This window comes from Flagellimonas eckloniae (assembly GCF_001413955.1).
GTDB classification, from domain to species: domain Bacteria; phylum Bacteroidota; class Bacteroidia; order Flavobacteriales; family Flavobacteriaceae; genus Flagellimonas; species Flagellimonas eckloniae.
In genome coordinates this window covers 1364506-1381888 of the sequence record NZ_LCTZ01000002.1, presented here as the reverse complement: position 1 = coordinate 1381888, position 17383 = coordinate 1364506, and the positions used below count along the sequence as shown (strand labels likewise).

General features: G+C 36.6%; 13 protein-coding genes. 7 read left to right on the top strand and 6 right to left on the bottom strand.

Annotation, left to right across the window (positions count from 1 at the left end; translation table 11 throughout):
• Positions 1–42: 42 nt before the first annotated feature.
• Entirely contained in the window at positions 43–1887 is a 1845-nt protein-coding gene (locus AAY42_RS05975; protein ID WP_055393319.1) for a tetratricopeptide repeat protein, read from the bottom strand.
• A 62-nt stretch (positions 1888–1949) separates the two neighbouring features.
• A complete protein-coding gene (gene pgmB / locus AAY42_RS05970) occupies positions 1950–2612 on the bottom strand; it encodes a beta-phosphoglucomutase (RefSeq protein WP_055393317.1) in 663 nt (220 codons plus the stop codon).
• A gap of 250 nt (positions 2613–2862) precedes the next feature.
• Here pgmB and guaA point away from each other — a divergent pair, with 250 nt between their 5' ends.
• The 4 genes from guaA to AAY42_RS05950 are packed head-to-tail and all read left to right on the top strand — an operon-like array spanning position 2863 to position 7436.
• Positions 2863–4395, top strand: coding sequence for a glutamine-hydrolyzing GMP synthase (gene guaA / locus AAY42_RS05965; RefSeq protein WP_055393315.1), 1533 nt, complete (start codon positions 2863–2865; stop codon positions 4393–4395).
• Complete coding sequence (locus AAY42_RS05960) at positions 4392–6527, top strand: LysM peptidoglycan-binding domain-containing protein (protein ID WP_082433558.1); 2136 nt, start codon at positions 4392–4394, stop codon at positions 6525–6527. The genes guaA and AAY42_RS05960 overlap by 4 nt, the downstream gene beginning before the upstream one ends.
• On the top strand, positions 6517–6921 hold the full coding sequence (locus tag AAY42_RS05955; RefSeq protein WP_055393311.1) for an OsmC family protein: 405 nt from the start codon (positions 6517–6519) through the stop codon (positions 6919–6921). The genes AAY42_RS05960 and AAY42_RS05955 overlap by 11 nt, the downstream gene beginning before the upstream one ends.
• On the top strand, positions 6909–7436 hold the full coding sequence (locus AAY42_RS05950) for a DUF922 domain-containing protein (protein WP_082433337.1): 528 nt from the start codon (positions 6909–6911) through the stop codon (positions 7434–7436). Before AAY42_RS05955 ends, AAY42_RS05950 begins: the two co-directional genes overlap by 13 nt.
• A 51-nt stretch (positions 7437–7487) precedes the next feature.
• Here the strand turns inward: AAY42_RS05950 and AAY42_RS05945 are convergent, their stop codons facing one another.
• The 3 genes from AAY42_RS05945 to AAY42_RS05935 all read right to left on the bottom strand — a co-directional run bounded on the left by AAY42_RS05945 (position 7488) and on the right by AAY42_RS05935 (position 10857).
• Complete coding sequence (locus AAY42_RS05945) at positions 7488–8993, bottom strand: serine hydrolase domain-containing protein (protein ID WP_055393309.1); 1506 nt, start codon at positions 8991–8993, stop codon at positions 7488–7490.
• Between the two features lie 97 nt (positions 8994–9090).
• Positions 9091–9927: a helix-turn-helix domain-containing protein gene (locus AAY42_RS05940; protein ID WP_055393307.1), complete on the bottom strand. Its 837-nt coding sequence runs from the start codon at positions 9925–9927 to the stop codon at positions 9091–9093.
• Positions 9928–9993: 66 nt separating this feature from the next.
• Positions 9994–10857, bottom strand: coding sequence for a hydroxypyruvate isomerase family protein (locus tag AAY42_RS05935; RefSeq protein WP_055393305.1), 864 nt, complete (start codon positions 10855–10857; stop codon positions 9994–9996).
• A gap of 43 nt (positions 10858–10900) precedes the next feature.
• Here AAY42_RS05935 and AAY42_RS05930 point away from each other — a divergent pair, with 43 nt between their 5' ends.
• The 3 genes from AAY42_RS05930 to yidC all read left to right on the top strand — a co-directional run bounded on the left by AAY42_RS05930 (position 10901) and on the right by yidC (position 14759).
• On the top strand, positions 10901–11134 hold the full coding sequence (locus tag AAY42_RS05930; protein ID WP_055393303.1) for a DUF3820 family protein: 234 nt from the start codon (positions 10901–10903) through the stop codon (positions 11132–11134).
• A gap of 57 nt (positions 11135–11191) precedes the next feature.
• On the top strand, positions 11192–12826 hold the full coding sequence (locus AAY42_RS05925) for a CTP synthase (protein ID WP_055393301.1): 1635 nt from the start codon (positions 11192–11194) through the stop codon (positions 12824–12826).
• 67 nt (positions 12827–12893) lie between these two features.
• The gene (yidC, locus tag AAY42_RS05920; RefSeq protein ID WP_055393298.1) at positions 12894–14759 is read left to right on the top strand and encodes a membrane protein insertase YidC; all 1866 of its coding nucleotides are present in this window, start codon (positions 12894–12896) and stop codon (positions 14757–14759) included.
• 277 nt (positions 14760–15036) lie between these two features.
• Here the strand turns inward: yidC and AAY42_RS05915 are convergent, their stop codons facing one another.
• A complete protein-coding gene (locus AAY42_RS05915) occupies positions 15037–16923 on the bottom strand; it encodes a fasciclin domain-containing protein (RefSeq protein ID WP_055393296.1) in 1887 nt (628 codons plus the stop codon).
• Between the last annotated feature and the right edge of the window lie 460 nt (positions 16924–17383).

Genomic DNA, 17383 nt, shown 5'->3' with positions numbered 1-17383 from the left:
TTTCAAATTTGTCTGGGAACATCAATAATTACGGGGTGTTTGCTAAATACTCAAAACGGCATTTTCCAAGGAATCCGTGGTGGAAAGATTCATTTTTTTGCGCAAACGCTGCCTTGCCTTCTTGACTCCGGGGATGGAAATATTCAGAATATTGGCTATTTCCTTGGAAGAAAGGTTCATTTTAATCAAGGCGATTAAACGAAGTTCATTCGGCGTAATCTCAGGGTGTTTTTTGGCCACCTTGCTATTGAAATCTTTGTGAACTTCCTCAAAATAACGGGCAAAGTTTTCCCAGTTGTTATCATCTTGCAAATCAAAATTAATTGTGTTGATGAGTTGTGAAATGTCCTGCCCATTTTCATCAGACTTAAGTTCTTCAGCTTTTTGTCGTAAACTTTCTAGGGTTTCGTTCTTTTTGGCCAAGTGAAGCGCATGGGTGGTCAGTTCTTTCCTTTTAAAAGCCAGCTCGGTATCTACCTGTGCTTTTTCCAGTTTATTGCGCTTCATTTTTTGGTACAGGGCGTAAAAGCCAATACTGAAAATTAATAACGATAATCCCAGTCCAATACCTAAGAGGAGTTTTTCGAGTTTGTTAATTTTTGCTTGCTGTTCCAAAAAGGCAATTTCTTGTTCTTTTTTTTCCGTTTCATAGATGGTCTTTAGCTCCAATGTCGCCTTTTCGCGGTTCAGAGTGAATATTGAATCACTAATTGATTTGTTTCTCTTGAAATAGGTTAAAGCTTCTTCATGCTTTTGCAAAGCTTCCAGCGCAACTGATTTTTCCAGATATACCTTGCTCAAAACTTCGGGGTCTTTAATTGACTGTGCTAGTTCAATGCTTTCATCAAAGAACTGTATTGCTTTTGAAGCCTCCTTTTGTTTTAGGTAACTACGCCCCAAATAAAAAAGTGTATTGGCCTCATTATTTGGAGAGCCTACTGTTTTCCATATGTCCAAGCTCGACCCAAAATTGTTTATGGCCCTTGTATAGTTTCCAGAATGATACTCAAGAATCCCTTTGTTATGGTAAGTTCTGGCAATGTTGGATGTGTATTCCAATTCCTGTGAGAGTGAAAGCGCATCTTCTAAATCTTTTCTTGCAGAATCAAAGTGCTTTAGTTTGATTTTTGAATCGGCCATATAATTTAAGACCTGGGCAATACTTTGATTACTTTCCACCTTTTTATAGTGTGCAATACTTTCGTTAAAAATATCGACCGCTTTTTTATTTTCGCCAGTACTCTGATAAATTATTCCAATTTGAAGTAGGTCTTCCGCTATTCTAAAGTCATCTTGAAGCTCCCTGTGTATTTTTAGGGCATTGAAGGTCTCTTTCAACGCTATATTGAAGAAACCATCCGAAATGCCAATTTTACCTTTTAGTAAAAAAGCATTTCCCAAATGAAGTGTGTCATTATACTTTTTAAATATTGGAATATTCAAATCCATTATATGTTTAGCACTTTCAGCATTACCTTGATAGTGATCAAGGATGCCAATATTGTGTCGAATGACCGCACCTCTTAGGGTGTCTCCCATAAAAAAAGATTTGTCCACGGAATTTACTAGGTAATGCCTGGCCGAATCTATTTCGCCAAGCCTATAATAATAATTTGCCTTTTGGGCGTAAAGTTTGGCAACTCCTTTGTCATTATTGGTTTTTTTGTAAATAGAGGCAGCCTTTTCTATGTATCCAATGGTTGCCTTCTGGTTATTATACATAGTAAGGTTGGATAACTCCAAATAATTTCCTGCTTTTATGGTGTCAATTGAGGTTTCGTTTATAATCTTAAGGATACTATCAATTTTTTTTTGATTTTCCTGAGCCTGAGTTTTTAAAACGAAGCAACTACATAAAAAAAAGAAAAATAGTGGTAGAGGTTTCATTGAGGTTGAATTTACTCCCTTAAAAGTAGAGAATAAAAAACAACATATTGAAATAGAAATGTTTAACTAAAAAGATTTTTAAAATGTGCCTTAACCTCAAACAAGGTTGCTTCGGCCATACTATCAAATCGTAAATCTGCATGGCCTACCCGTTCTTTTGGGCCAATGCCCACGCTGTAAAAACCACCGGCCTTGGCGGCATCAATGCCACTTTCAGCATCTTCAAAAACGATACATTCTGCAGGTTGGAGGTTTAATTTTTCCGCACCATACAAAAAGATATCCGGTTCGGGTTTACTTTTTGAAACACTATTCCCGTCACCAATTACATCGAAAAAGGCGTTGGCATTTAATTGCTTCAATACTTTTATGGCATTTTTACTAGCACTGCCCAAAGCAACACTAAAACCTTCGGTTCTTAGATGGATTAACAGTTCTTTGGCACCTGGCAGGTAATCTTCAGAGGTCATGTTTTCCAGGCTGGCAACATACAAATCGTTCTTTTTTGCAGCTAGTTCGGCCTTGGCCTCTTCACTCAAAGAGGTAGTATTATGGTCAAGGATAACCTGGATGGAATCCATACGTGATATACCACGAAGTTTATCATTTACCTTGTGGTCAAAATCCCAGCCCATCTCATCTGACATTTTTTTCCATGCCGTATAATGTGATGCCGCTGTATCGGTAATGACCCCGTCTAAATCAAAGATGAATCCTTTTATCATAGCTTAATGGTGTTTAGCAACACAAAGAAATGATGAAAAAAGTTAAGAAAAAAACTATGAAAGGGAATATTACCCATGTTGAGGCTAAGTGTACTTTTTTGGATTAAAAGTATTGGGATCAGAGTGCAAATCCCTTATTTAAATGTGATATGCCATTGAAAATAAAGGGTATACTACGACTGTTAAATAAGTTGTTATAAATATCCTTAAAAGATACTTTTCCAAGTGCGGCAAATTGCTATTTTTGCCCATGCAGAACAACGTACTTATCCTAGATTTTGGTTCCCAGTATACACAGTTGATTGCGCGTCGCGTTCGGGAGCTTAACATTTACTCAGAAATAAAGCCATATAACAATCCACCTAAGGATTTATCCACCTATAAAGCTGTAATTCTTTCTGGTTCACCTTTTTCGGTACGGAGTGAAGATGTTCCGCATCCAGATTTATCGGAAATCAAAGGAAAAAAACCTTTGTTGGGGATTTGTTATGGTGCACAATACCTTTCACATTTTAATGGAGGTAGCGTAGCTCCATCGGCCACTAGGGAGTATGGAAGGGCAAATCTTTCGTACGTAAAGGAAAGCGATAATTTTTTAAAAGGAATTGATGAGGGCAGCCAGGTATGGATGAGCCATAGTGATACCATAAAGGAACTTCCAGATGGTGCAGTTAGATTGGCAAGCACCCATGATGTGGAAAATGCAGCCTTTAGAATAGAAGGGGAAAAAACATTTGGAATACAGTTTCATCCGGAAGTGTATCATACCAAGGATGGGAAAAAGTTATTGGAGAATTTTTTGGTCAATATTGCTGGATTGGAGCAAGATTGGACCCCGGATGCATTTGTAGAAACTACGATTAAAGAACTTCAGGAAAAGATTGGTGATGATAAGGTAATTTTAGGGCTTTCAGGTGGGGTGGACTCCAGTGTGGCCGCCATGCTGTTGCACAAAGCCATCGGAAGTCATTTACATTGCATTTTTGTGAACAATGGACTTTTGCGCAAAAATGAATTTGAAAGTGTCCTGGATCAATACAAGCATATGGGCCTTAATGTGAAAGGTGTTGATGCTTCGGCACGTTTTTTGGACGCTCTGAAAGGAGAATCGGATCCTGAAACAAAAAGAAAGATAATAGGAAGGGTTTTTATTGAAGTGTTTGATAACGAAGCACATCAGGTAGAAAATGCAAAGTGGTTGGCCCAAGGCACCATTTATCCAGACCGAATAGAATCGGTATCAGCTAGTGGCGGACCCTCTGCCGTTATTAAAAGTCATCATAATGTTGGTGGTCTGCCAGATTATATGAAACTGAAAGTTGTTGAGCCCTTACATCTGCTTTTTAAAGATGAGGTGCGCCGAGTTGGAAGAAACTTGGATATGGATTCAACGATTCTTGGTCGTCATCCTTTTCCCGGTCCTGGATTGGGAATTCGTATTTTAGGTGACATTACCGCAGAAAAGGTGTCTATTTTACAAGAGGTTGATGCCATTTTTATTGATGGATTGAAAAAATGGGGTTTATATGATAAGGTTTGGCAGGCCGGAGCCATGCTTTTGCCCGTAAATAGTGTAGGGGTCATGGGAGATGAACGCACGTATGAAAAATGTGTGGCTTTAAGAGCAGTTGAAAGTACGGATGGTATGACGGCTGATTGGGTTAATTTACCCTATGAGTTCTTACAAAAGACCTCTAATGATATAATAAACAAGGTTAAAGGCGTTAATAGAGTAGTGTATGACATTAGTTCTAAGCCACCGGCAACTATAGAATGGGAATGAAAAAGTATATTTTACAAATAAGCATTGTTTTCTTTTTACTGACTTCAATTCAAGTTTCTGCTCAAAATTATACCACACATGCGGTTAAAGAAGGAGAGACTTTGCAGAGCATATCTTCCAAGTATAGGGTAACACCGTACACGATACTTCAATCCAATAAGGAGATTAAGACCGCTTCAGGTATAAAACCGAACACCATTTTAATTATTCCGTTGAATGGTGCTGTGGTAACCCAACAGGAAAAACCACAAGAAAAAGAAATTCAGGAGCAGAAGAAACCTTTAAGCTTTTCTAGACATAGGGTAAGAAAAAGAGAGACCTTATTTGGACTTACACAGCGTTACAAAATCACAGAAGAGCAACTGAAGCGATACAATAGACAGCTGTATGCAGAACCTCTAAAAAAGGGTATGGTGCTCCAAATACCCAAATTCCCAGAGCCAACTGAAGAAGATGAACGTGCCCTCGATTTTGAGACCTATACCGTTCTTCCCAAGGAAACAAGATGGAGTATTGCCCATAAATATGGCATTACGGTGGATAGCTTGGTCACATTAAACCCTGATTTAAGCAAAAGCTCAGACTATTTGGCAGTGGGACAAGAGCTGCAATTACCAAGACCCAAAGGCGATAGCCTTGAAGACCAACAGGTAGATTTGTATACTTCATTTACTGTTCCTGCCAAGCAAACCTTGTATAGCCTGGGAAAAGAATACGGAATACCTTCAGATTCCATCGTAAAACTGAATCCAGAAATTATGCAACTTGGGGGTTTGAAAGAAGGTATGGTTTTGCGCCTTCCCAAGAAAAAAGATACATCTGGAGAAGTGAATACGGAAAACTTTATTTTTTATGAAGTAAAACCAAAACAAAACATTTTTAGGCTTACCCAAAATTTAAAAATCACTAGAGATGAATTGTTTCAGTTGAATCCAGATTTGGAAAATGGTCTCAAAGCTGGAATGGTCTTAAAACTTCCCAAGGAGAAAGCTGAGGGACTTGAAGTTAAAAATGCCTTGGTTCTTGACAAAATCAATCTTATAGATAGTATTAATATTGAAAATAGACCCAAGCTTGTGTTTATGCTTCCTTTTAGGTTGGATCGGGTTGATTTCAACGATAGAAAGAAAACTTTAAGTCAAATAAAGACCCGTAGGGATATAAGCTTAAGTACTGGATTTTATTCTGGCGCGATGGTAGCATTGGATTCCATTAAAAAAATGGGGGTTTCAGTTGATGTAAAAACGTATGATACTGAGCGAAACCAAGATAAAGTAAAGGAAATACTTTTTAGAGAGAATCTGTATGGCGTTAGTGCCATTATTGGACCCATGACCTCCAGTACTCTGAATGAGGTGGCCGTGCAAGCAGCATCCAAAAATATTCCTGTGATTGCTCCCATTGCATCCGATAGCGAATTGAGCCATGGCAACGTATATTTTTCGGTACCAACAGATGAGGTTCTTCGACAAAAAATGCTTTCCTATTTAAAGAAAATCCATACGGATCAGAATGTGGTTATTATTGCCGATTCTACCCATCAGGTTGCCCATGATTCTATTTTAAACAAGTTTCCTGCAGCACAAATTGCAAAAATAATTGACAATAAATCATTGCACCTGGATCAGTTTTTAATCATGCTTTCCGAGGACAAGGAAAATTGGGTTTTTGTAGAAACTGCCCAACCCAATATGGTTTCAAGTGTTAGTTCAATATTAAATTCAGCTATTTCAGAAGAGACAAGGGTACAGATGTTTACTACGAATTTTAATAACGCTTTTGAAAATGATGCCATTTCCAGCACTCATTTATCAAACTTAAAATTTACGTATCCCTCTTTTTATAGGGCGACAGCAAATGATTCTTTTACCAAGGCATACCGTAAGCGATATAAGGGTCTTAATCCTGATCGCTATGCAGTTAGAGGTTTTGATGTGACGTTGGATGTTTTATTGAAACTTGCCCATAAAAACAATCTTTTTGAAACTTCTAAAATTATTGGGCTAACAGAGTATACGGGGAACAGCTTTAATTATTTTAATAATTGGTCTTCCGGATATTACAATACCGCCTGCTATTTAATGGAGTACGATAGTTTACGAATTAAAGAAATAAAGTTAAATGACCTCTAAAGTTACCTATACAGGAGAATTAAGGACCACATGTTTACATTTAAGGTCCAATGACGAATTTATTACGGATGCACCGGTTGATAATAATGGTTTGGGACAAGCGTTTTCGCCAACCGATACTGTTGCCACCGGTCTGGCGAGTTGTATGCTTACCATGATGGGAATCAAGGCAAGGGATTTAGAAGTGGATTTGACCGGTTCCATGGCAGAAGTGACCAAGCATATGGCAGCAAATCCTAGGCGCATTTCCAAAATTGAGGTGAAACTCGAACTGCCGGAAAATACTTCCGAAAAACATAGGAAGATTTTGGAAAATACCGCAAATACATGTCCGGTGCAGCATAGTTTACATCCAGACATTGAAAGAGTAATTGAGTTTTATTGGATAAAATAGTTTTTATAGGGTGCCTTTTAGTTTTTGGTTTCTTCGGATATGCCCAAGAAATTGAAGAAGGTGTTTTATGGGATTCCAACAAAAGACTTACTTGGTCAGATTTTAAGGGGAAGATTCCACCAGCTGCAGTACCTGCGGCAACCACTGCAAGTGGGTTAAGCTATAAATATTCCGCCAATTTAATCCATCACGAAGTGGAACTGGATTTTGAGGTAAATGCATATTTCTACCCGAACGAATCATGGTACAAACCTAAAATCTGTGATGATATAATCCTAAGTCATGAACAGCTTCATTTTGATATTGCTGAGCTTTTTGCACGCAAAATGCGCGCAAAATTGAAGCGAACCTCTTTTTCCGATAATGTTAAAGCAGAGATTCGAAAAATCTACAGGGAGACATTAAAGGAATTAAAGGATTTTCAGGAACTCTACGACTGGGAAACCAATTTTTCCAGAAATACTGAAAAGCAATTAGAGTGGAATAAGAAAATAGCGGAGGCTTTGGCAAAATAATAATTACCACAGTTTGAATTTATACATTGGAGTTTCGTTAACTATACTCTATTAGTCAGATATGGTCATTAGTTGTTTTAAAGCTGGATTATAATTTGCATTTATATGTAAAGCCCTTTCAAAACTTTTTTTCGCTTCAATTTTATTTCCATTCATAAGATAAGCATCCCCTAATAGTGTCCATGCAAACTCATCATTGTATTTTTCTGTGTATAATTTGTATAGTGATACAGCAGACTTATAATCCTTCTTTTTTATTAATTCTTGCCCTATTTCTTCAAAATCCCAATCAATAATTGGAATATAGTCTTCATCACCTTTAAACTGATTGTACTTTTCAACTGCAGATTCAATGCCATTTTTCATGTATTCATTTGCGAATAATCTAGCAAGCTTTTTTTTATCTAGTTGGTATCCTATTTTATTCATAATTCTCATGGGACTTGTGAAAGTATAGAAATCAGTTTCAGTATTATTGGTCAATATAATAATACATTGATCATTTGTGAGGTTACGAATAAAAAAGCTTCGACCTCCTCTAAACCCTCCAGCATGATAAACAACTTTTCCAGTTAAACTATCTTTGGCAATATTCCAAGACAACCCTCTTTGTGATGGATAGTTGGATTTTTCAGATAAAATATACTTTTCATTATTATATGGTTTATATGATTTGTACATTTTTTCTAAGGAAATGAGAGAAATAAGTTTTCCATTTTGTAAAGCTTCATGAAATTTTAGAAGATCTCCTGTGGTTGTGTGAATATCACTTTCACCATAATTATTCTTAAAAGTATTCAGCTCAACAATGTTTTCTTCCAAACCAATAGTATTTTGAAAACCATTCGAAAGCCAATGCGGTTTACGGTAATAAGAAACTAAGTGTTTTTCAAATTCATTGGGCACATTATCTTTTTCAAGAAAAGTACTGTTCATTTTTAATATTTCGAAAAAATTAGTTTTTAAAAAATCTTCAAATGATAGCCCTGAAACTTGTTCAACAATTAGAGCAAGAAATATATAATTGGTATTACTGTATTTATAATTTGTGCCTGGTTTAAAATAGAGGTCAGGTTTTAGTTTAATGAATACATCTAGAATTTGCTGATTGTTATAACCTTTTCCTTCTATTTCTTTCCGAAAAGGTTGACTTTGTATTCTTTGAAGTCCAGAGGAGTGGGTCAAAAGATTTTTGATAGTTATTTTTTTATAAGGGAAATTTGGAAAATAGTTTTCAATTTTATCCCCAAGACCTAACATCCCTTTCTCTTCTAACATCAAGATTGAAACGGCGGTGAAAGTTTTAGACACTGAAGCAATATTAAAAATACTACTTTGGTCAAGACGGACTTCATTCTCATAATGAGCATATCCAAAAGATTTTTTATAAATTACTTTTCCTTTCTCAGATATTAAAATATTACCGTTGAATCTTTCCTCTGTGTGTAATGAAGTAAAGATTTCATCTATTATTTCAATACGGGAGTCCTTTACAGTAGAACAGGAAAGAAGAGAAGAAAGTATAAAAAAATGTAAAATGAATATTCGTGCCCTCATGCTTAATATGTTTAATATCTAAGCATTTAAGTTGCTGCTTAGAATAGTGTAAAGTTGAGGCTAAATACTCTTTAGAAATTGGTTTTTTGGGACATTGTCAATCCAAGTAATTCCAGTATACGTTATGCCCCATCCTTTTCAAACTTTTAAATAGTTGTTTAGGAGTAAGATTGGTCAAAGCTTTAAATTGATTATTAAAATCTGCTTGATCATAGTAGTCATTTTCGTAAGCAAGCTCAATAAGTTTTATATCCTTTTTGGTTAGATATAGATTGAGAGCATTGCGAAATTTTACAATATTGGTATAATCTCTGTATGAAAATCCCAAATGTTTTTTGAATAATCTTAAAATGGTTTTTCTGTGAATATTGAAAGTGTTGGATAACTCCTTAATTTGTATGGCTCCATTCTTATCATGGATTATGTCAATAATCTTAGGCAAGCGTTGTTCTTTAAATACATTGAGGTGATTTAAAAAGAAATTATCCAAAACATCTCTTTTTTTAGTATTATCCTTTGTTTTGTAGACTTTATCAGCAACAGAAATTAAAGAGCTTCCGAAATAGTCCAATTCAACCGCACGGTCTGTAATTAAACTGTTAAATGGACAATTTATAAAGTGGTTAAAGCCAAGGCTATTAAAAACTATCCCTATTTTATTAAACTTTCCAGATAACCTTATGTGTTTGGATTTACCATCACCTTTGGTATAAATTACGCTTAACTCATCATTTTTTTTTGGGACATAAACCCGGCCTTTTTCATTAAATATGATATCAACATTTTTATAAACATTTAGTGTGGAGTGGAAAGAGGGGTAATAGATGAATTCTTTTTTGAAATCTTTTTCATTTGAAAAATGAAAATAGTAATACGCAATATGTTTTTTTAGACTTTCCTGTTTAGGGTTTATACTGAAAAAATAGTCTTGCAACTTCTGATTTTTAAGAATTAAATAGCCAAATCACAAAGAATGAATATAATGAAGGATAATACTGCACTATACATCACACTGTAAAAAAGCATCTTTAAGTGCTGCGATTTTATCATCCCAAGTGGAAATAAACTCTTGGGCAACATACCCTGTATAACCGGTATCCAAAATAGCCTTCATAATGGCGGGATAGTATAATTCTTGGGTTTCATCTATTTCATGGCGGCCAGGTACACCAGCAGTATGATAATGACCAAAATAGGGATGATAATTTTGAATACTACGGATTATATCCCCCTCCTGTATTTGCATATGGTAGATGTCATAAAGCAATTTAAAATTGTCACTGCCCAGATGTTTACAAAGCTCAACTCCCCAGATAGAACTATCACACATATAGTCTGGGTGATTGACCTGGTTGAACAGTTCCATTTGGATTACAACCCCATGTTTTTCGGCCAAAGGCATGATTTTGGAAAGCCCCTCCACACAATTTTGTAGACCAACATAATCGTTCATACCATTACGATTACCACTAAAACAAATGAGGTTGGTATACCCCGCTTCAGCTACTTGTGGGATAATTTCAGAGTAGTTTTTTATAAGCTCTTCATGATACTGAGGGTCGTTCCACCCTTTGGTCAGGCTAATTTCCGCACCATTGCACATGGAACAGTGGATGTCATATTTTTTTAATAGCGGCCAATCTTTTGGACCAATCAAATCAATTGCCTTGATTCCCAAACCATTTAATACTTGAAGAAATTCTTCTAAAGGCAAATGATTAAAGCACCAGTAACACACACTGTGGTTGATGTTGTTTTGCAATTTAAAATCTTTGTGTGTTTCCTGTTCTTTTGCAAAGGCAGAAGTAGTCACAATTCCCGCAGAACCAGCGGCAGCGGCAGCAATGAAATTTCTTCTCTTCATGGTTGGTTTTTATATCTAGAAAGATAGTACTTTAGAAGTATAAATGGAAATTAGACCTGATAAAGAAAAGCTGCTGGAACTTGCCCATTATAAAATGCCATTTGGTAAGTATAAAGGTCGTTATTTGGTGGATCTACCGCTTCCTTATTTAGTTTGGTTCAGACAAAAAGGACTTCCAGACGGAAAATTGGGAGCGCATTTGAATACCATGATAGATGTAAAAGATAATGGTTTGGAACCCATGATAAGAAAAATCCAAAAAGAATTTCCTAGGTGATACCCCTCTTTCCATTGGCAATTTGTAACTTTACACCCCGTAATAGAAATCCCAAATATGTCACAGACCAAGTACATTTTCGTTACGGGGGGCGTTACTTCTTCTTTAGGAAAGGGAATTATCGCTGCATCCTTGGCCAAATTACTACAAGCCAGAGGGTACCGAACTACCATACAAAAGTTAGATCCCTATATTAACGTAGATCCAGGTACGCTAAACCCCTATGAACATGGAGAGTGTTATGTTACGGAAGATGGTGCAGAAACCGATTTGGATTTAGGGCATTATGAGCGTTTTTTAAACGTTCGCACTTCACAAGCAAACAATGTAACCACAGGTAGAATATACCAGAGCGTTATTGAGAAAGAACGTAGAGGAGAGTTTTTGGGTAAAACGGTGCAAGTTGTTCCGCATATTACCAATGAAATAAAACAACGCATTCAGATATTAGGGAACAGTGGGGATTATGATATCGTAATTACCGAGATCGGTGGTACTGTTGGTGATATTGAATCTTTACCATATATAGAATCTGTTAGACAACTTTTATGGGAATTAGGTGATAATAATGGAATGGTAATCCATCTCACCTTGGTTCCGTTTTTGTCCGCGGCAGGTGAATTAAAGACCAAGCCAACACAGCATTCTGTCAAAACTTTGATGGAAAGCGGTATTAAAGCCGATATTCTAGTCTGTAGGACTGAACACGAAATATCTGATGATATCAAGAAAAAATTGGCCCTTTTCTGTAATGTAAAACAAGAAGCGGTAATTCAGTCAATTGACGCATCAACAATATATGACGTTCCTATGCTAATGCAGGAGGAAGGGTTGGATAAGGTAGCTTTGGAAAAATTGGCTTTGTCCAAAGAAGCAAAACCTGACCTTGAATTATGGAAACAATTTTTAAAGAAACACAAGAATCCAAAACATACTGTTACTATTGGGCTTGTTGGAAAATATGTTGAACTTCAGGATTCGTACAAATCCATTTTAGAATCCTTTATACATGCCGGCGCTGCCAATGAGGTTAAGGTGAATGTGAAGTCGATTCATTCCGAACACATTTCTGCCAAAAATGTTGATTCCAAATTAAAGGGACTGGATGGTATTTTGGTTGCTCCTGGTTTTGGTGAACGTGGTATTGAAGGAAAAATTGAGGCTGTACGTTATGCAAGGGAGAACAAGATTCCATTTTTAGGGATTTGTTTGGGAATGCAAATGGCCGTCATAGAATTTGCACGCAATGTCTTGGGGTATGAAAATGCCAACTCTACCGAGATGGACCAACAGACAGCAAATCCTGTCATTAATTTAATGGAAGAGCAGAAGTTAGTAACAAATATGGGAGGAACCATGCGACTTGGAGCTTGGGATTGTGAGTTAAAAGAAGGAAGTCTTGCAAATGAGATTTATGGAAAGACTGAAATATCCGAACGCCACAGACACCGTTTTGAATATAATAATGATTATAGGTCCGAAATGGAGGAAGCTGGTCTAAATGCTTCAGGACTAAACCCAAAGACTGGGTTGGTTGAGGTTATCGAAATCCCTTCCCATCCTTGGTTTGTTGGAGTACAGTATCACCCAGAGTATCAAAGTACAGTTGCAAACCCTCATCCATTGTTTGTTGGTTTTGTAAAGGCGGTTTTAGTTCAAAAACAAGAACAAAGTAATGCCAGTTTGGCATAAACTCCAGTTTTGGACATATATTTGCCACCTGAAAAGCGGAGATAAAGATTTTCACTAAATAACTTTCATGGAAGAAAAGAAACTGGATATCAATTCCATTATTGGTTTTGTATTGATTTTTGGGATACTCATTTTTATGTTCTATACAAATCAACCTACCCCAGAAGAGCTGGAAGCTCAAAAAGTAGAACAAGAAAAAATAGAGGGTGAAACCAATCAGGTTAAGGAAGCTATTTCTTCTGAACCCATAAAGCCAGCACCTATCAACTTATCAGACTCTACCGCAGTGGCAAGCTATAAGAGTTCCGTTGGGGCTTTTGGTTTTACAAATGCCTCGCCCGGCACCACAAAATTAGAGAACGATGTACTGTATTTAGAAGTTGATAATAAAGGTGGTCAAATTGTGGAAGCCAAGATGAAGAATTTTGTAGACCATGATTCTGTTCCTATATATTTGGTCAAAGATGCCAATGCCACATTTGGAATCAATTTTTCTACTTCGGACAATAGGGTTTTAAATACGTTGGATTTATTTTTTGAACCCACATTATCAAATAGTGGTGATAATCAAGTGCTTTCAATGAAAGCCAAAATCTCCAACAATCAATTTTTAGAATATAGATATGAAATGAAGCCAAATGATTATTTGGTGGATTTCACAATTCGTTCCCAAGGGTTGAATGGGGTTATTAATTCAAGTAGGCCTGTAGATTTGAAATGGGATTTAAAAGGAATCAGACATGACAAGAGCGTCCTGTATGAAAATCGCTATACCCGTTTGACCTATAATCATGAGGAAGGTAAAATCAGTAAACTCTCTGAGAGTAGTGATTTTGATGAAGAAACGGAAACGGATATAAAATGGCTATCCTATCGCCAGCATTTTTTTAGTTCAATTTTGGCAACGGACACTCATTTTAAGAGTGCTGATCTAAGTTCTACAAATTTAGTGGAAGAAGAAAGCAAGGAAACATTGTTTACAAAAGCATATTCTACCAAAACTGCCCTTGAATTACAAGGAGGAGAGTTTTCTCAAAACATGCATTGGTATTATGGCCCAACGGATGTAAAAGTTCTTGAAAATTATACAGATTTGGGCTTGGTTGAATCCATACCTTTTGGCTGGGGGATTTTTGGATGGATAAACCGATATGTTTTCACTCCATTTTATACTTTCTTAAGTTCGTTCCTACCTTTTGGTTTAGCCATTGTTGTAATGACCATCATTGTACGTTTGGCACTTTCGCCAGTCACCTATAAGTCGTATTTATCTCAGGCTAAGATGAAAGTATTGAAGCCAGAGATTACGGAAATCAATGAGCGTTTAAAGGACAATGCCATGAAAAAGCAGCAGGAAACCATGAAGCTTTATAACAAAGCGGGGGTTAGTCCAATGAGCGGCTGTATACCTGCATTGTTGCAACTGCCGATTTTTTACTCCTTGTTCATGTTTTTCCCGACTTCTTTTGCTTTGCGCCAAAAGTCATTTTTATGGGCAGAGGATTTATCTTCTTACGATACCATTTTTAATTTACCATTTGCCATTCCTTTTTATGGTGATCACGTGAGTCTTTTTCCAATTTTGGCATCTGTGGCCATCTTTTTCTATATGACTATGACTACGGGACAGAGTATGCAGATGCAGCAACAACCTGGCATGCCCAACATGAAGTTTATCATGTACCTATCACCCTTAATGATGTTGTTCTTCTTTAACAACTATGCGAGTGGCTTGAGTTTGTATTATTTCGTTTCCAATTTGATTACCATCTTTATTATGTTGGCAATCAAAAATTATATTTTGGACGAGGATAAGATACATGCCCAAATTCAAGAAAATAAAAAGAAGCCGAAAAAGGAAAACAAGTTCCAGAAAAAAATGCGCGAGATGATGGAACAAGCGGAAAATCAAAAGAAAACTGGAAAACGCTAAAGCAAACTTCTAAAAAGAAAAAACTCCCCCTTAAACTGGGGGAGCTTTTACCAATGATTAGGTATAGTTTGGAAAGATTTGGGACTTCAAAGATGTGGCTAAATACCTCCTTAAAAAATTATTAGTTGTCAAAGAGGTTGTTTTTGTATGGTAAAGAGACCTCTTTTGATGTGTCATCGATGAACGGTAAAAGTCTCTAAAAAAATAAATCCGATGAACTACAATTCATCGGATTTATTAATAATATTTATCCTACAAAATAAAGATTTTTTAAACCTTAGTTTGTTGTGTCCGGAATTAAAACACCATCCAATACATGGATAACTCCATTTATAGCTTGTACATCTACAGCATCAATTCCAATACCCATATTTCCTGAACCATCGGTAACATCTGCGATATTTTCACCGGTTCCAGGAAGTGTTATTGTGATGTTATCACCTTCTAGGGTAGGAGCTACGGTATTTCCATCAGGAGTTAGGTCTCCAGATCGCGTGTTTCCATTTGCAACATGATGTTGTAATACAGATGTCAATAAACCTTCTTCAATATCGTCCACTGTTGTCCAATCCATATTACTGTCTAACAAGGCTTGGAATGCTGTACTAGTAGGTGCGAAGACTGTGAATGGACCAGCTGCACTTAGAATGTCTACAAAATCAGTACCTGGTGTTGCAGTGGTAAGTGCTTCCACAAGAGGAGCAAATGTAGGGTCTGCCACGGCGAATGTTACAACGGTTGGTAAATCGATAACTGCATCAACCGCATGTATTACGCCGTTGGATGCCACAATATCAGCAATAGCAACCTCACTAACTCCGTTCAATGTAACTTTATCATCATCAGTGTTAATATATAGACTTAAGTTTTCATCAGTATCAAATTCAGCAACTGTTTTTTCGTATGAATTGCTCAACCCACCAGAGAATGCCGCAGCACCAGCAATCACATGATTTGCAAGTATAGCGTTTATGTCATTTGAGTTTGGATTGGTAAATGCATCAAACGCTGTGTTGACTGGAGCAAAAACGGTAAAGTCTTGTTGATCATCTGAAAGAAGATCGGTGAATGTTGTATTGCCACCATCAGTCAAAGCAGCTACCAAAGAAGTAAGGTTTGGATTTGCCACTGCATGGTCTACTATGTTTGGTACGTCGATAACAGCATCGACCACGTGAACCACTCCATTTAAGGCTTTAACATCTGCGGCATCTACTGTTGAAACTCCATTGAGTGTAACGCCATCCATAGCATCAAAATAAATACTTATATTCTGGTCACCAGCTCCAACTGCAAGAGTATTAGCATAACCGGAACCCATCATATTCAAGTCACCTTCATATAACTCTGCACTGATTACATGGTTCAACAGTACGTTTGTAAGTGTTTCAACTGGAATGTCTCCAAGTTCTGCACCATCTAAAAAGGTGGTGAAGGCAGCATCTGTTGGTGCAAATACAGTAAAAGGACCGTCTCCTCTTAATACAGTTGGTAAGTCTCCATTTGCGGCTGTCAACGCAGCTACCAAGCTTTGAAGATTTTCATTACCCAATGCCAAATCTGTGATAGGTAATAAGATTATGTCTGCCAACTCGTCCAAAATTGCTTGAGGAAGCAATACTTTGTTTATAATGTGTACCACACCATTTTCAGTTTCAACATTGGCAGCTGTAACTTCCGCATCCGAACTGGTCGCATCTGAAATAAAGACACCACCGTCTGTAGAAACTTCTACTGTAGATCCTTGCAATGTAGTTAGGGTCTGACCATTTGTAAGGTCAGTTGAAAGAGCTGCTGTTCCAGAAATAACATGGTACTTTAAGATAGTGGCCAGAACATCTTGTAGTGCTTCTGTACTAAAATCGTTCAAGGAACTAAACCCGTCCAACTGGGCGAACAAATCTGCAAAGGCAGCATTGGTAGGTGCGAATACCGTGAAAGGGCCATCTCCGCTTAAAGCACTAACTAAATCATTGTTGGCGCTTTCATCAGCCTTTTGTAATGCACTTACCAAGCTGCTTAGGTCTGCAGTGTCAATAGCGGTTTCTACAATGTTGTCACCTTCTACTGGAGGAATAGGGTCGTTGTCATCATCCGAACAGGATGTAAAAATAAATGCGAAAATCAATAAAGTAATTTTAGATAAGTTAATTAGTGCTTTCATAAGATTGAATTTTTAAGATTTTAATTGTTTAACACAACAAAGATGAAGTTAAACAAAAAAAGTTGCGTTTTGTTTATTATTTTTTATAAAAACTTTAACAAAACGAAAAAATAGCCTAGGTTTTACAAGGATTCCTATCTATTGAAATAGTGGAATAAATGAAGAAAAAACATAAAATCACATTGTTATTTATGTAAAAAATGATTTTTTCAGAAATATATATACTTTTTTGAATTAGTATACTGGTTTTACGTTGGATGTAATTTCAGCTTTGAGGGTATGATTTAGTTTCTGACTAACAATTTATTTTTAATAATATTGTTTAATTTTTTTTTAAAAAACCTAATCAAATAATTTTATTACACTATTTGGAGTTTAGTTATAAATAGTAGGTATGGATTTTTATCAGCACATTTCTTGATACGGTTTTCATATATCTTCCATCGAGGATGACCTTTAG